The 16656-nt window shown below is 57.4% G+C and carries 13 protein-coding genes; 11 read left to right on the top strand and 2 right to left on the bottom strand.

Features of this window, described 5'->3' with window-relative positions; translation table 11 throughout:
* Window positions 1-192: 192 nt before the first annotated feature.
* Window positions 193-2433, bottom strand: coding sequence for a response regulator (locus tag ACWGXE_RS17985; protein WP_447599393.1), 2241 nt, complete (start codon window positions 2431-2433; stop codon window positions 193-195).
* A gap of 330 nt (window positions 2434-2763) precedes the next feature.
* Between ACWGXE_RS17985 and ACWGXE_RS17990 the strand changes: the two genes are divergently transcribed.
* From ACWGXE_RS17990 to ACWGXE_RS18035, 10 genes are all read left to right on the top strand, one after another.
* Window positions 2764-4488: a sensor histidine kinase gene (locus tag ACWGXE_RS17990; protein ID WP_447599394.1), complete on the top strand. Its 1725-nt coding sequence runs from the start codon at window positions 2764-2766 to the stop codon at window positions 4486-4488.
* 33 nt (window positions 4489-4521) lie between these two features.
* Window positions 4522-4974 (top strand): response regulator, encoded by a 453-nt coding sequence (locus tag ACWGXE_RS17995; RefSeq protein ID WP_447599395.1) that lies wholly within the window; start codon window positions 4522-4524, stop codon window positions 4972-4974.
* 4 nt (window positions 4975-4978) lie between these two features.
* Window positions 4979-8557, top strand: coding sequence for a PAS domain S-box protein (locus tag ACWGXE_RS18000; RefSeq protein WP_447599396.1), 3579 nt, complete (start codon window positions 4979-4981; stop codon window positions 8555-8557).
* A 10-nt stretch (window positions 8558-8567) separates the two neighbouring features.
* The gene (locus ACWGXE_RS18005; protein ID WP_447599397.1) at window positions 8568-9209 is read left to right on the top strand and encodes a response regulator; all 642 of its coding nucleotides are present in this window, start codon (window positions 8568-8570) and stop codon (window positions 9207-9209) included.
* A gap of 306 nt (window positions 9210-9515) precedes the next feature.
* Window positions 9516-9929, top strand: coding sequence for a hypothetical protein (locus ACWGXE_RS18010; RefSeq protein WP_447599398.1), 414 nt, complete (start codon window positions 9516-9518; stop codon window positions 9927-9929).
* 51 nt (window positions 9930-9980) lie between these two features.
* On the top strand, window positions 9981-10250 hold the full coding sequence (locus ACWGXE_RS18015; RefSeq protein WP_447599399.1) for a DUF2934 domain-containing protein: 270 nt from the start codon (window positions 9981-9983) through the stop codon (window positions 10248-10250).
* A gap of 68 nt (window positions 10251-10318) precedes the next feature.
* Window positions 10319-10717 (top strand): hypothetical protein, encoded by a 399-nt coding sequence (locus ACWGXE_RS18020; RefSeq protein ID WP_447599401.1) that lies wholly within the window; start codon window positions 10319-10321, stop codon window positions 10715-10717.
* Window positions 10718-10763: 46 nt separating this feature from the next.
* The gene (locus ACWGXE_RS18025; protein WP_447599402.1) at window positions 10764-10979 is read left to right on the top strand and encodes a hypothetical protein; all 216 of its coding nucleotides are present in this window, start codon (window positions 10764-10766) and stop codon (window positions 10977-10979) included.
* Window positions 10976-11656: a response regulator transcription factor gene (locus tag ACWGXE_RS18030; protein ID WP_447599404.1), complete on the top strand. Its 681-nt coding sequence runs from the start codon at window positions 10976-10978 to the stop codon at window positions 11654-11656. The genes ACWGXE_RS18025 and ACWGXE_RS18030 overlap by 4 nt, the downstream gene beginning before the upstream one ends.
* 198 nt (window positions 11657-11854) lie before the next feature.
* Window positions 11855-12157 carry a hypothetical protein gene (locus ACWGXE_RS18035; RefSeq protein ID WP_447599405.1) on the top strand — a complete coding sequence of 101 codons (303 nt, stop codon included), beginning with the start codon at window positions 11855-11857 and terminating at the stop codon, window positions 12155-12157.
* Window positions 12158-12414: 257 nt separating this feature from the next.
* Here ACWGXE_RS18035 and ACWGXE_RS18040 read toward each other — a convergent pair whose 3' ends face one another.
* Window positions 12415-14127, bottom strand: a complete 1713-nt coding sequence (locus ACWGXE_RS18040) for a helix-hairpin-helix domain-containing protein (protein ID WP_447599406.1) — start codon at window positions 14125-14127, stop codon at window positions 12415-12417.
* Between the two features lie 168 nt (window positions 14128-14295).
* On the opposite strand from ACWGXE_RS18040, the gene ACWGXE_RS18045 reads away from it, so the two are divergent.
* Window positions 14296-16590 carry a mechanosensitive ion channel domain-containing protein gene (locus ACWGXE_RS18045; protein ID WP_447599407.1) on the top strand — a complete coding sequence of 765 codons (2295 nt, stop codon included), beginning with the start codon at window positions 14296-14298 and terminating at the stop codon, window positions 16588-16590.
* Window positions 16591-16656: the final 66 nt, after the last annotated feature.

Consider the following 16656-nt stretch of genomic DNA (forward strand, 5'->3'; position numbering starts at 1 on the left):
CTCAGATCAAATCGATCCGCCCAGGACAGGCCGGCACCACAATCCAGATGAACAGGACGATGAGGACTCGGCAGGGAACGGGTTGAGCGAGGAATCGAGGTAAGAGCATGTCGGAAAGACCGAGGCCGTCCGCGTGTGTGCTTCAGAACCGTGAGTCGACGATTCGTATGGTAGCAATGCAGCAGCGAGGCGTTAACGAGCTTCACCGAGGACGCCGTGCGCCTCGTCTTCCAAGGAGTTTTTTTTCTTATCCACCGCCCGAATGATCGCCTCGTAGAGATGGTCGGCGGCCGAGTCTTTCGTGACATAGTCGGCCGCTCCTGCCTCCTTCAGCACATGCTCGATCTGGTTGGCATGATGGACGGAGAGTCCGATGACCGCGGTAGACGGCCGGCTCTCTTTGATCTGTCTCGTAGCTTCCACCCCATCGAGTTTGGGCAGGTTGACATCCATGACGACCACGTCGGGCGACCAGACCCGAGCCAATTCCACCGCTTCCCGGCCGTCGGCGGCTTCCCCGATCACGTGAAGGTCCCGGTAGCCATCCAAGATCCCGCGCAGCCCTTGCCGAACCATCGCATGGTCATCGACTAAGAGCACGCGCACGGCGCCCCGATCCTTGCCCGGAGCAGACTCAGAGAATCCGGAGAGGCCCGGTCTGCCCGGCTGGGAGGCACTGGACCTCTTCAATCCACAGGGAAGTATCAAGCAGGCTCTCGTGCCTTGCCGTGGGGCGGACTCCACGTCGAAGCGTCCACCAAGGGCCTCCATTCGTTCTCTGATGCTGAACAGCCCGAATTGGCTGATGCTGTCATGCCCAGGCTGGCCGTTCGGCAACATAGCAGGATCAAACCCATGTCCTCTGTCCGATACCTCAATCGTGAGATGTGCTCCATCAGATGTCACCGATACCTGCGCTCGATCGGTTTTTCCATGTTTCACCACATTCATCAGGAGTTCCCGCACCGACTGGAATAAGAGCCCGATCTGATCTTCCGTGAGTTCGACACAAGCCGCATCGGTTCGGACCTCGACCGTAAGATGATGTCGCCGAAATTTCTCGGCCAACCACTTCAAGCTCATCAATAATCCGAATTGGAGAACCGGCGGCGTGAGATCCGCCATGAGAGAGCGGGTGTACATGATGGATTCGTCCAGCACCCGATCGGCCTCCTGCAGCAGGCCGGCCATAGTCGGGTCGGTCGCCAACTGGCCGACCTTGAACAGCTTCATCCGCAAGACGATCAAGAGCTGCGCCAGGTAATCGTGAAGTTCCGTCGCAACTTCCTTGCGGACCCGCTGCTCCGCCAAACTGAGTTGGGACGCCAGCGCCCGCAGCTTATTCTGGGAGAGGACCAATTCACGCGTGCGTGCCGCCACTCGCCGGTCCAATTCTTCTTCGGTTCGTTTTCGTTCGGTCACATCGCGGGTGAAGCACCGCGTATGAATAAAGCGTCCGTCTTCCCACAAGGCGTTGGAGTGGATCACCACATCTTTCACCGTCCCGTCCTTACAGCGTAACCGCGCCGGATAATCATAAAGGGTCTCGCCTCGCAACAAGCGCTGTAGAATGTCGTCAATCCTATCGCGATCCGCATGAAATTCAGCGATATGATGTCCGACGTATTCATCCGCCTCATATCCCAAGAGATCCAATTCGGCCTTGTTGGCCCATAAAATCGTGCCGTCCGGGCCGACTTGATGTAGGCCTTCCACGGCGTTCTCCACAAAGTCGGCAAGTTCCTGTTCGCGACGCCGCAAGGTTCGTTCGACTTCTTCGCGTCGGGCGATCTCCTGCTCCAAAGCCTGAGCCTTTTGCTGCAACTGTGCGACCGCGCGACGAACCAATTCCGGGCTCTTGGCAGAGAGGAAGCTTTCCGCGGGACGGACCACAGAATGCGCGCCGCAAATGCCGGAAAAGCCTGCGGCATGTTCCTGCCTGGAAAACGCCTGAATCGGATACGCGCAAAACAAAGTAAATTGATGGGTCCCTGCAAGCTGGTTCCACAGTTCTTCGAGCTGGAGGGCCGCATCGTATTGCCCGCTTCCCCATAACAGCGCGACGAGTTCACCAAACACGCGAACCGATTTGTTCCCTCCTTCCGCCGCCTGCTGCACAAGGGTTCCGATCACCTCGACAAATCGGTCTCTTCGAGGACTGCCATGGACCATGATCTGGGCCAGCGTGGCTTCCGCATCGAGCGCAATGATTCGTCCGCCGGACGACGGTCCGGCCAGCGTCCGCGATGAGCGCGCCGCGAGACGAGCTTGAAGAGCGTCCTGATGCGCCTTGGTCGCAATGATAATGCCGGTACCGTCCGATTCCGGTAGCCCGGAGATGAACTCCGTCACTTGATCGATCAAAAAGGAGTCGTTCTCGTAGAACTGCACCAGATGCTCGGTTTCATGTAGATCGTCGAACAGATCCTTCATATTCAGCCTTGCCTTTTGTCCCGATCGCAGAGCATGACAGATCCCCTATTGTCGCTGAACAGACATCACTGAACAAGTAGAAATGGCCCTTGCGCTAACTTTGAGCGCTTTGGTATCTTAGTGGGCCTCGTCGGTTCAGGTCAAAATAACGTTCCCTTACTTCAGCATAGCCCGGAGAATTTGCAGACATAAGCGTGGTCCACGTTCACCACACCGGCTTTCTGCCTCGCTCCAGATCCTCGAAATCCACGGCTGGACTATTCAACGATTACCCATAGAGAGAAAGTCGGAACGCTATCGCTCGTGGCTCCTGCCTCCTCGGACATAAAAATGGCTTCCCCCCGGGTGCGCTTGGCGGACAATTCGCAACTGTCGCGTATAGCCTTGCCCGGGACCCTCTTGCTCTGTTTTGTAATTGCCGCGGGATTGGGCCTCTATGCCTTGTCATACCTGAGAACCGTTCTGGTTCACGAACGAGGCAACCATTTGACGAGCACGGCCGCGGCCATGACAAATACACTCGATCGCGTGCTGTTTGAGCGATACACCGACATCCGCCTTCTGGCGAATGAGAGCTTGATTCGCGAGGGAACGTCCCAGGATAAAACCAATCGTCTCATCCAGTACAAGACACTCTATCGGTACTATTCCTGGCTGGGACTCACGGATGCCACGGGACAGCTCATCGCGTCAACAGACCAGCCTCTTCCGCAAGGAGCTTTTGAAACCGTTCCCGACTGGCATACGATGTTCAAACATGAACCGGTCCGTCTCTTATTCGATGCGCATTCGGGTGAACCGGGCGGAGATCCTTCCGTCGGGTTTGCGGCGCCGATCCGTGATTCAATGGAGAGTTTTCAAGGAGTCGTGGCCAGCAGGGTGCCGCTGGACCGCCTCAGACCGATCTTGGAACAGGAAAGTCGGCTACGCGAAGGCCAGGAGGACATTCACGATTGGCTTCTGCTGGATCGGGAAGGAACCATTGTGATCGAAAAGCTTTCGTGGAACAGTTCGAGTGAGACAAAGAAGCCGTTTCTTCGCTCGTCGGCTCTGGCCATGGCTGAACCGAATCCCGGCTTCGTCGAAGAAATGGATGAGCGGCGACATGTTCCCGTCCTGACCGGATACGCCAGAACCAAGGGATACGATTCGTTTCGCGGTTTCGATTGGATCGTGCTCATCCGAGTCGACCGCGAGCACGCCTATGCACCCATCGACCGGCTCGTCTGGACTGTCGGAGGCATAGGCCTGTTAGTCACGGTGCCCTTGACCGGTTTTGGGATCTGGGCCTCATGGAAGCTCGGCCGCGAGCACCGGAATCTCATGGCGGCACGGCAAGATCTGGAACATTCGGTGGCGGAATTGGGTCGCTCCAATGCGGAGCTACAGCAATTCGCCTATGTCGCGTCCCACGATCTGCAGGAACCACTGCGGATGGTCAGCAGCTATACTCAACTCTTGGCCAAGCGCTACCGAGGCCGGCTGGACGCCGATGCGGATGACTTCATCGGCTTTGCCGTAGACGGCGCCGCTCGCATGCAGAAACTGATTCAGGATCTCTTGGCCTATTCCCGGGTCAGCACCAGAGGCCTGGAGCGGCAGTCCGTATCGATGGACACCGTGTTGGGATATGTGACCGACATGCTCCAACTGACCATAAAAGACACCGACGCGGTTGTGACCCATGATTCACTGCCGTCGATCAAGGCCGACGAGCGGCAAATGACACAACTCTTTCAGAACCTGATCAGCAATGCGACCAAATTTCGTGGATGCCAGCCGCCTCGTATCCATATATCAGCCAAGCGCCTCGATGGTGAATGGCTCTTTTCGGTTCACGATAACGGGATCGGAATCGACACCCAATACGCGGACCGCATTTTTGTCATCTTTCAGCGGCTGCATAATCGAGAAGAATATCCGGGGACGGGAATCGGGCTGGCGATCTGTAAAAAAATCGTGGAGCGGCATGGCGGCCGAATCTGGATGGAATCCGAACCAGGCCAAGGCTCGACCTTCTTCTTTACCGTTTCCGACGGCAAAGAGCCCGCTTAAATCCCTTCACGAAAGGAAAGGAGCAATGTACGCATGGTCCCAGAGCTTGTAAAACCGATCGAAATTCTCCTGATTGAAGACAATCCGGGCGATGTGCGTCTGACGGTGGAGGCGTTGAAGGAAGCGAAAGTCATCAACAACCTCACCGTCCTCAAGGACGGGGTGGAGGCGTTGGCTTTTCTCCGGCGGCAAGAGCCCTATGCTGCGGCGAAGCGCCCACACCTGATCCTCCTCGATTTGAATCTTCCCAGAAAGGACGGCCGGGAGGTTTTGGCTCACATCAAAGCCGACGAGACGTTGAAGAGGATTCCTGTCGTCGTGTTGACCACATCGGAGGATGAACAGGACGTTCTCAGAAGCTATAATCTCCACGCCAATTGCTATGTGACCAAACCGGTCGATTTGAACCGGTTCATCAAAGTGGTGCGGTCGATAGAGGACTTCTGGCTCGGTATCGTGGTCCTTCCATTGAACGGCAAGGGGTAATCCCATGAGCCAGGTTTCCACCCATATCCTGCTGGTTGAAGACAATGCGGGCGATGCGCGGCTGTTGCGCGTGCTGCTGGCGGAGGGAAACCATGACCGGTTCAAGGTCACCCATGTCGATCGGCTCGCCACGGGCATCAACTGTGTGCGGGGAGGAGGAATCGATCTCGTATTGCTCGATCTGTCGCTGCCGGACAGCCATGGATTCGACACGCTCAACGGCATGCACCAAGCCGCCATAGAAATTCCTATCGTGGTGCTGACCGGACTGGAAGATGAAGCACTGGGGCTGCAACTCATTCAATACGGCGCGCAAGATTATCTGGTGAAATGCCAGGTGACAGCCCCATTGCTGCATCGGTCGCTGCGGTACGCCATCGAACGCGGGCGAATGGCCAAGGAACTACGCGAGAAAACGACGCTTCTTCAATCGGTTCTGGACGGCGTGGCCGACGGCGTCATCATGGCAAACGAGGCCGGCGAGTTCAAAGTCTGGAATCCTGCGGCCTGCAAAATCGTCGGCTCGGGACCATCAGCGGTCAAAACCGATGAATGGCCTTCCCATTACGGCCTTTTTTTGCCCGACGCGACCAGTCCGTATCCGCCGAACGATCTGCCGCTCGTCAAAGCGATTCACGGCGAGTCCTCCGACGACGTGCTGATCGTCATTCGAGACAGCGATGGACCAGGGAAGAAGTGGCTGAGCGTGAATGCCCGCCCGCTTCGAGATCACAGCGGACGCCTCAAAGGCGGCGTGGCGGTCTTCCGGGATATTACGGAACAGAAACGCACCGACGAAGCCTTGCGCGAAAGCCAGGAACGTTATCGATTATTAATCACGAAGGCCAACGACATCATCTACCGGACCGATCCCATGGGGCGATTCACCTTCGTGAATCCCGTCGCGATGCGGATCATGAAGTACACGGAGGAGGAACTGCTGGGCCGCCGGTTTCTCGAATTGATCCATCCCGATCACCGAAATGCGGCGGAGCGATTCTACGGGCGGCAGTTCGTCCGCCGGCGCTCCAGTACCTATTATGAATTCCCCGCCGTCGCCAAGGACGGCAGCCAAATCTGGATCGGTCAAAATGTGCAGATTCTGCAAGATGAAAAAGGAACGATCGTCGGATTTCAAGCGGTCGCCCGCGATATTACGGAGCGCAGGCGGGCGGAGGACGCGTTGCTTGAAAGCGAGGAGCGTTTGCGGTCGATTGTGCAGTCCACGAACGACGCGATTATCTTGATGGACACACAGGGTAATGTCACCTTCTGGAACAAGGGTGCGGAGAGAAGCTTCGGGTATACCGCCGAGGAGATGATCGGCCGGCCGGTGGCCCGCATCGTCCCTGAACGATTCCGCGAAGCCCACCAACGAGGCGTCAAACGGGTGGCGGCCGCGGGACGGCTCACCATGCAGGCCAGCATGTTCGAATTGATCGGATTGCGTAAGGACGGCACGGAATTCCCGTTGGAGTTTAGCCTATCCGCGTGGACCGCGAAATCTCGATTGTTCATTACCGGGATCACTCGCGACATCACCGAGCGCAAACGAGCCGAAGCGGCGTTGCGCGAAAGCGAACGGCGATACCGCCAGCTTATCGAAAGCCTTCCCGCCGCCGTCTACACCTGCGACGCTGAAGGCCGTATCACGCTCTTCAATCAAGCCGCCGCCGCCCTCTGGGGCCGAAAGCCGGAACTCGGCAAGGATCGGTGGTGCGGCTCCATGCGAATCTATGGCTTGGACGGAACCCCGATGCCGATTGATCAGTGTCCAATGGCGATCGCGATGCGCGAGCGGCGGCCTATTCGCGACATTGAGATCCTGATCGAGCGGCCCGACGGCACCAAGCGGAACGTTCTTCCCCACCCGGATCCCATTATGGATGCGTCCGGGAGCGTGATCGGTTCGGTCAATATGCTGCTCGACCTTACCGAGCGCAAGCGGGCGGAAGAGGAACGACAAAAGCTGGCCCGAGACCGCCTGCTCTTGTTGGAATCGACTGGTGACGGTATCTACGGGGTCGATCTGGATGGGCGATGCACCTTCATCAACAAAGCCGGAGCCGAGATGCTCGGATACGAGCCTCGTGAAGTGATGGGTCAACACATGCACCGGCTGATCCATCACTCTTTTCCTGACGGCTCTCCCTATCCGCTGCCTCAATGTCATATTCACCTGGCGTTCCATAGCGGCATCAGCTGCCACATCGACAATGAAGTCTTGTGGCGAAAAGACGGCCGATCGTTTCCAGTCGAATATTCGGCCTATCCGATCATCGAGCAGGACGCCGTCATGGGCGCGGTGGTGAGCTTCATCGATATTACTCAGCGCAAGCGGCTGGAAGATGAACGAACCCGCCGCACCGCGCGCCTCATCCGACAACAATTGGCCTTGACTGACCTGACCCGGCGCCGTCTTTCCCAGTGCTCGGATCTCATATCGATGCTGCAGCACATCACGGAAGTCGCGGCGAGAACGATCGATACGGAGCGAGTCGGCATTTGGCGCTACCTCGAAGACCGCAGCGCGATTTACTGCATCGACCTGTATGAGCTGAGCCACGGACGGCATACAAGCCAGCCGGCCATCCCAGTCGATCCCGGCCTGCCATATTTTGAAGCGTTGGCCTCCTCTCAAGTCATCGCGGCCACGGACGCGCATACGGATAAGCGCACGTCGGCCTTTTCCAAGACGTATCTCTCCGACGCCGGTATCAGCTCCATGATGGATGTCCCGATTTACTTATTCGGCAAATTGGAAGGCGTGATTTGCTATGAGCATACCGGCCCGATCCGGCGATGGACCGAGGACGAGCAGATGTTTGGCATCGCCTTGTCGAATCTCATTGCACTCGCGTACGAGGAACACGAACGCCGGCGCTCCGAAGCGCAGCTCCAACAATCGCAGGAACGATTGAGAAGCTTGAGGGGACGCCTGGAATCGATCCAGGAGGAAGAACGGATCAACATCGCGCGTGAAGTGCATGATGAATTGGGCCAAGAGTTGACCGGCGTCAAGCTGGAACTGTCCTTTTTACGCGACCAGCTGGCCACTCACGACCCGGCGGTACTCACCCGGGTTGAATCGATCGCCAAACAGGTCGACGGCACGATGCAGTCAGTGCGAAAGATCGCGACAGAGCTGCGACCTGTGGTGCTGGACCAGCTTGGGCTCATTCCCGCGATAGAGTGGCAAGCCGGGCAATTCCAGACTAAGACCGGCATTCAATGCACGCTCAATATTTATTTGCGGGCCGTCGATCTCGCCATCGACCGTTCGACCGCCGTCTTCCGCATTTTCCAGGAGATTCTGACCAACGTGGCTCGTCATGCTCAGGCTTCCCATGTCGAGATCAGCATGCAGGAATGCAGAGGCCATCTGCTCTTGCAGGTCACCGACGATGGCCGGGGCATCACAGATTCGGAGATGTCCGGCGTCAAATCTCTCGGCCTTCTCGGGATGCGGGAGCGGGCGCTCCTCCTCGGAGGAGAAACAAAAATCGAAAGACATCCGGACAAGGGAACAATGGTCACCGTGCGCCTCCCGCTCGAGCCGCCGGAATTTGAACAGGGTAAGTAGAGGTATTCACATGAGAATTCTTGTGGTGGACGATCACGCAGTGGTCCGTCACGGCGTCAAGCAAATCCTGGTCGAACACTTCACGTGCTCCATTATCGGAGAGGCACAGAGCGCAGAAGATATGTTCCGCCAGATCCAAGCCGGCCCATGGGATATGGTGATCCTGGATATCGGCATGCCCGGGAAAGGCGGCCTGGAAGCCTTGAAAGAACTCAAACGCATGCAGCCTAAACTGCCGGTCCTCATTTTAAGCGCCTATCCGGAGGATCAGCTGGCTCTTCGACTTCTGCGAGCCGGCGCCGCCGGCTACTTGTCAAAAGATACCGCACCGCGCGACCTGGTGCATGCGATGAAGAAAGTTCTGGATGGAGGGCGGTTCATCAGTGCTTCGCTGGCCGATTTATTGGCGGCCAATCTGGAGAGCGGCCTGGAAAAGCCGCTCCATGAGCAATTGTCGGATCGCGAATATCAGGTGATGTGCCTCATTGCCGTCGGGAAAAGCCTCAAGGACATCGCCGACGAGCTGTCCGTGAGCGTCAGCACCGTCAATACCTACCGAGCGAGGATCCTCGAAAAAATGCACGCGAGAAACAATACGGAACTGACGCACTACGCCATCGAGAATCGACTCGTGAATCGCATCATCACGTAACACCTTCCCGATGTGAGACTTTCCCGTTCACCGCGGCCTGCATATCCGCATCCCTTCTCATCCCGACACGTAATACAAACATCGACATCCTTTCTGCAGCAAACATGACCCACAATTTGGCACGATGTCGATACCGCCGTCCCCGCGCATTTTCTACACTTCCGCCACCGGACGCGACGTATGACTCCTGCCCGCCGAGCACGTCATGTGACACAGCGGGTCTGGCTCTTCATTCCAAGCCGTCTCGCTGCCGGGCGGTGATCCATCACTACAGCTTCACGGCTGGTACGACATAAGGAGCAAACCATGATGAGCGGAAGCATCGCAAGCAGAGAGCGAGTGGTCATCGTTGATCGCAACTTCGACTTTGGCCTCAAGCTCGCGGATTGCCTGGCCAGCAGCGGATATCACGCCGTGCTCGGCCGCAGTCTCGATGCCCTCGTCGATGAACTGAGCGAGATGCAGCCGAACGCAATTCTTCTCAGCCCTGAGCCGCGGGATCACGGGATCATCGGAAAGGAAACGGAAACCTTACGAACGGTCAAAGCCCTGTGTCCCCAAGCGCCCGTCATTAGCGTGATGAAGCCGGCGCACGATAGATTGCCGGGACCGCCCTCGACACATGGCGCCTGCGGCGGCGGCTCGACTCCTTCGACATTCAATCGCGTGGAAGAACTGCACCGCACACAATTCGGGATTCCCTGCGCCCGTGTCCTTTGACGCCGGCAAGCTTATCTCACTCACACACATACGTATTAGGGGAGCATGGATATGGCACGGCAGCGAGCGAAAGCCTCTCGGCAGAATAAGGATGTGGAAATTCAATCCATCAGCGAGCTTCCGGCGGCAACCGGCCGGTCGTCCTCCAAGACCATGCGCGGGCATGCCCATAACGGCGCCATGTCGCCCGACACCAAGCGTCGCATCGAGGAGCTGGCTTATGAATTTTATCAACAACGAGGATGCCGGCACGGCGACGATTGGAAAGACTGGCTGGAGGCGGAGCGACTGACGATCGCGGCACAGGAAGCCGCGGACTAGCAATGGTGCGCGGGGAAACGTCGGACGCCGCTTTGCTACTCGGATGGCCGAGAATACCAAAGGCAGCCATGATCTTGTGCCCCAACTGCAAACATGTAATGGAGGGCGATCATGCCCGCGAGCCCGGGCTTCATGCAGGGCTGGAGGCGTTGAAGTGTGGTCGATGCGGACATCGGGGCCTGAGGGCGAAAGACGGATTCCAGGTGCTGTCTACCGCGGGGCACGAGTATCTCCTTGGTTACGGATCTTCCTCGTCGTTCCTGCGAGTGGAGCTTTCGTCGATCGCACTGGATCTCTTCGGCGCCCACGGGCTCACACCGGCTCAAATGGCGACCTATGTGGCGGAATGGGCCCTCATCATGGGGCAGGTTTCGGGCACGATTCGGCTCGTCGACAATCACCTCGCGCTTTCTGGTTGTTATGAATATTATCGGCGGCAAATGTTACGAGATGCACGCGTTTCATAGCCGTAAGGGCACCGGAAGCTCCCTGTCACACGAGGAGGAATTGCCCATGATGACTTCGATTCGGAAAGAGGTCCGGGAATTTATGCATGCAGCCGAAACGTTGCTGGGGCCGATGGTCGGACGTCTGGAACTCAATCAGGATGAGCGGGGTATGATCGGCTTATACATTCAACAAGTCGCCGAAAAATTTCCCGATGAATACCATGCCGGTCGTGTGGGAGGCGGCGAGCGCGATAAGAGCGCCCCGACAGTCTGTCCGTGAGTCGATTGTCCGTCATTAAGGTCATGTTGATCAGCCGCAACCATATTCTGCGGCTCGGCGTACAGAATGTCCTGACGACGGCGCCGCATCTCCGACTGATCGAACCGCGCTCGGGCGAACTCCAGGCCGATGAGACCTTGACGCGTGAGCAACCTCATATCATCATCATTGACCTGGAACACGAGCTGGATCTCGCGCGACTCCTGTACAGGCTTAGGCTCCTCGTCCCGCAGGCAAAAATCATCCTGTTGATCGGAATTGAAGAAAGAAGAGGCACGGGGCAAGCCTGCTCATCGGAAGTGGACGGTGTGATCCTCAATGTTCAACCACCGGAAGTGTTGATCGCCTACATCAACAGCTTCTTCGATATTTCGGCAGAGACCTTGCAGGATATAGAGTCGACTTCTCGTCCACCTGCATGGAAGCAGGCTGCGCAACCGGGGGGTCCATCTGACCCACAACCGACCGCGGTCTTGACCGTACGAGAGCGTGATGTGATCCGATTGGTCGGACAAGGGCTATCCAATAAAGATATTGCCGATCACCTCTGCGTTTCCGCGATCACGGTACGACATCACCTGACCAGCATTTTCGATAAACTCGGTGTCACGACCCGCCAGAAACTCCTCATTCGCGCCCACCAATACGGCCTCGTCGAATTGTCCGTACCTGCCTGATTTTTTAGCGTCCCTGCCGGGTGCAGGGACGCTGCCCTGCCTCTCCTTCGGATCCGCCTATTTTCCGGTTCGGCGCGTTCTAAGTGAGTTTTCGCACGGTGCGTGGCGTGCGAATCCCCCCATGATGATCGCTCACCTGTTCAAAATCCAGGTCTGGCGATGGTGGCAGCGGTGCTCGTTTTCCGGTGGGAAAGATGGGTGGCCGCCCTCATCCTTGGGCTCTATGGTTTGTCCTTGCTTGAAGAGGTCCTCGTTCTCAACCTCTATCCACTCTACGATTTTCGGCTGTTCATGTCGGCGCTATTTGCGCTGCTCGGATGGCGGATGTCGATCGCCGGCCCGTTCAGTTCTTTCTGGCCGCTCGGCATGATTGCCGGCGGGTATGTGTTCGCGGTGATAGAAGCCGTGATTATCGCAAAGGGATTTCATGGATCATCCACCGCCGTCAGGGATCGCTCGTATGGGGTGGGATCATCATGGTCACGGGACTGTTCCTGTTGACCTTGACGCGTCCCGCCGTTGGTCAAGGCATCACATTTTCGTTCTTGGCAAAATGGGTCCTCGGTATCTATGTTTCTCATATGCTCGTGCTCTATACCTTGGAACCTTTTCTGGGTGAAACGGCCCGGTCGTCGGCTCTGTGGAATCTAGCCCTTTGTCATCGCCGTATATGCCATGTCTCTGGGCTTGACCTTCACCCTCACCCATACCCCGATCTTGCGGTATGCCGTTACGAGGAAATGACCGGAATGGCACAGTCATGTCGGCCACGCGGGCTTTATTCGCGCTGCTATGTCCGCCGATCCCAGCGTATTGACCACGTCCCCCGCCGCCAGGCCCGCCTTTCTCGCCACGTTCACGCCCAGCATTACATTCGCCACCTCTTCTATTGCATGGGCATCCGGGTTGACGCAGAACGTCACCCCTTCGGCTCGTGCCGCGCGTACCCAGCGCCAGTCCAGATCCAGGCGCTGCCGGCTTCCGTTGATTTCGATGATTTTCCGGTGAGCGGCGGCCGCCGCGATGACACGGGAGAGATCGACGCGGTACCCGGATCTGGATAATAGGAGGCGGCCCGTGGGATGGCCCAGCATGGTCACATAGGGATTGGCCAAAGCGCGGCATATCCGCCGAGTCTGGTCCTCTTCCGATAAGTTGAACCGGCTATGGACCGACGCGATGACAAAATCGAACTCGGCCAGCAGGGAATCCGGATAATCCATGGATCCATCAGGCAGGATATCGGCTTCAATGCCCCTGAAAATGCGGCAATCGGGATATTTCTTCTGCACCTGCTCGATTTCGGCCCATTGCATTCGAATCCGCGGCTCTTTCAGGCCGTTCGCATAAAAGGCAGACTGGCTATGGTCCGAGATGCCCAGATAGCTATAACCGGCATTTCTGGTCGCGAGCACCATATCCTCCACCGTACCCGCTCCGTCCGAATAATTCGTATGAGTGTGAAAGAAGCCTCGAATATGGCTTGCATCGAGCAAAGGGGCGCGATGGGTCATGGCCCACGCCGATTCATCCAGGCCTTCCCGCAACTCCGGAGGGATGAACGGAAGCCCCGCTGCGTGATAAATATCCGCTTCGCTCAAGCCGGCCATCCGGGTTTTCACGCCCTTCCAATCCCTGAGGCCCCGCTTTGCAAATCGGCGACGAAGATCACGGAGATGCTCCTCGTTCCCTGTGGCTTGTAATAATGCGAACCCATAGTCCTTCGGGCCGGCCACGACGATGGAGAGCGGCATCCCTCGTGGCGACAGGGCGCTCACGGTATCGGAACGGGAAGCAACGTCGGTGATGTTCGGCATCCCGATAAGCGCCTCCGCCATGTAGGACAGCGGGCGCGCGTGATCGCACCGCACGACAAACACGAATTCATTGATGACTTCCATCTTTCGACGCATGGCCCCGGCACAAGAAACATCGGTCACTCGGTCGAGAGCCTCAAAAGCCTTGGTCAACTCCACCGCCTCCTCCATGGCATCGGCGAACAGGACATAGCCTCGTCCCCGTTGATACTCCCCTAGAGCCGCGACGAATTTGGCTTGCAATTTCAGACCAACACCTGGAACGGCCGAGACATCGTTCTTCCTGCACGCGGCTTGGAGGTCGGCGATGGAACGAATGCCGGCACGGTCAAACAGCCGTTTGATTTGCTTGACCCGTAACCCGGGGATGTCTCTGAGTTCTGCCAGTGAAGAGGGATACGTTCCGCGGATCTCATGGTGATAAGCGGACACACCGGTCTCCACCAGCTCGGTAATGATGGACGCGGTGGCCGGCCCGATTCCTTTGACCTGCATCAACCGGCCGCTACGGACAAGGTCCGCCGCAGTATCGGGACTGGTAAGCAGAGCCGTGGCGGCATGACGGTAGGCCCTCGCTTTGTGAGGGCTCTCACCCTTGAGGAGAAGGAAGAAGGCGACTTCTTTCAAGATCCGCGCGATTTCCCGTTTCTCCATAGCTCTCCTCCAGACTCTTTCTTTTTACTGTAGTATGGGCGGAATCGCTAATCTACTTCCCGACCACACGGCTTTTCAGCCCGTTCATATCTCGGCTTGTACAAACTCAATCAAGATTGCATGATCGGCTGTATCATCCCATGACATATTGAGGAGGCATCGATTATCGTGCGGTATCCATTTGTCATGCTTTCCGCCGTGCTGCTCGGTCTGCTGTGTACATCTCCTTCACTTGCAGGAGCCGCTCCATTATCAGCCGATCCCTCTTCCGGCGAGCCGGCCGCTCAGCCGGATCAGCCCGCCGCTTCCGGAAATCTATCCGCCGACTTGCAGGCAAAGCGGGCGCAGGCGGCCACAGAACTGGCCCAGATAGACAAGCCGTCCACCTTACGGAAGGGCGCCCCGCCGGGTGTCTCGGAATCCGAACTGTTGGAACGCCGGTCATTGTTGCAGCAACTCGTGCAAACGTATGATCGCCACCTTGATGAAATCGGCAAGCTCGCGCAGGCGCAGCAACGAGTCCGGGACGTCGAGCGGCAGAGCAAGGAATGGGACGGCTTTCCGGAATCCCCGCCGTATTCCGTGTTGATGGTGGACGACTTGCGCAATGCGTTCAGATCCATGACCTTCACGGCACAGGGCATTGAGACCCGGCTTTCGATGACCGAACGACTGATCGAAACAACCGGCCGCACGTTAAGTAAATCACAGGAACAAGCGCGCCAAGCGGCGGAACGCCTCGAAGGCGTGCGCGACCCCGTGCAGTTGGAACAATTGACGTGGACCCGTGAACTGGCGGATCTGCGCACACGCGCCGCCGCCGCTCAAGCAAGTATGCTGGACACTTCCCGCAAGGTGCTTCATGAAGAGTTAACCGAAGCGGACCGCCGCCGTGCGTTTCTTGATCGACAGAGACAGACCGCGGAGCAGGACGTTCAATTCACTCAGCAGGACTTGGACAAGATCACGGCGCGCTTGGACGAGGAACACAAGGCTTTGGCTTCGGAGATCGAACAGGCCGTGCTCCAGCAATCCGTCCAGCGCCGCGCCGTCTCGGCCGCGGAACATGAGGTGACCTCCGCCCACCGCGCGGTGTCCGAGTCGAAAAAGAAGGCGGCCCGTCCAGGCGAGGGTCGTCTGGCTCGCTTGACTGAAACACTCGAGCTTCAGCGACTTCGCTACGACAATATCAATCTGAACCTCGACCTGCTTCGGCAGTTATTGGACAGTGTCCGGCAGGAACGGCGGATCTGGGAAATGCGGTTTGCGTCGCTTCATGGCACCGTGCCGATTACGGAGGAGCGTGACGCAGTGAGCAAGCTCACCGCCGCCGCAAAACTCATTCAAGGCTGGAGAGAATACTGCTTTCAGCAACTTGCCATGGTGGCGGGCCAAATCAATGAACTCACCGGCCGCATGGAGGAGCAGCGCCCTCGGTCCAGCCCCAAACATCTTCAAGATATGATCGGCGTACTTCGGCATCGAGAGGACATGTACCGGCGCGTGCTGCAGCAGACCGATACCATCCTTCAACTTATCGATCACAGAGAGGCGGAGTTTAAACAGCGCCGGCACGCCAGGCCGCTGTCCGAACGACTGCGAGAATGGGGGACGTCGGCGGCCGCTTCGGTGAACAACGCCTGGAACATTGAACTATTTTCCGCCGAAGACACGATCGAGGTTGAAGGGAAGACGATCACGGGCCGTCGCAGCATCACGGTGGGCAAGGTACTGAAAGCGCTTGCGATTCTCCTGGGCGGATACTGGATCTCGATCATTCTGGCCCGGTTCGCCGAAAGAAAAGCCATCACCAAATTCCATATCGATCCGAATGTCGCCAATATCATTCGCCAATGGGCTTTGGCCTTCCTCTTTACGATCCTGGTCATTATCACCCTCATGTCGGTCAAAATTCCGCTGACGGCGTTCGCGTTTCTCGGCGGCGCCTTGGCTATCGGCGTGGGCTTCGGCACTCAAAACCTGCTGAAAAATGTAATCAGCGGAATTCTCCTCCTTGTGGAGCGTCCCCTTCGCGTCGGGGATGTCATTGAGGTGGACGGGATTCGCGGGACCGTGACGACAATCGGATTGCGTTCTTCCACCATCCGGGACAGCACGGGGGTCGAAACGCTCATTCCAAACAGCAATCTACTGGAACGGAATCTCACGAATTGGACGTACTCCAGCTATAGAAAACGATACTCCCTTCAGTTGACCGTGGTGGAGGGACCTGCGAGCCGTCGGGTAAAAGATCTGCTCGTGGACTTGGCCTTGCGGCACGGCCGAATCTTGAAAGAACCCGAGCCTTATGTCCTCTTGGAGGAGTTTAAGGATGGGGCGCTCGTTTTTTCATTGCAATATTGGATTGAAATCGGTCCGGCGGTGGACCCCGCGACTGTTGCAAGCGACCTGAGATTCATGATCGAGAGCGCCTTTGCGGATCAAGGCATCGCCCGCAAATAACAGCGCGGCCTGGTGCAGGTGGAATTCATCAACGTGGTATGAACGGTTTACCCGGGAAGAAGATGA

The sequence above is a fragment of the Nitrospira sp. Nam80 genome, from assembly GCF_965152575.1.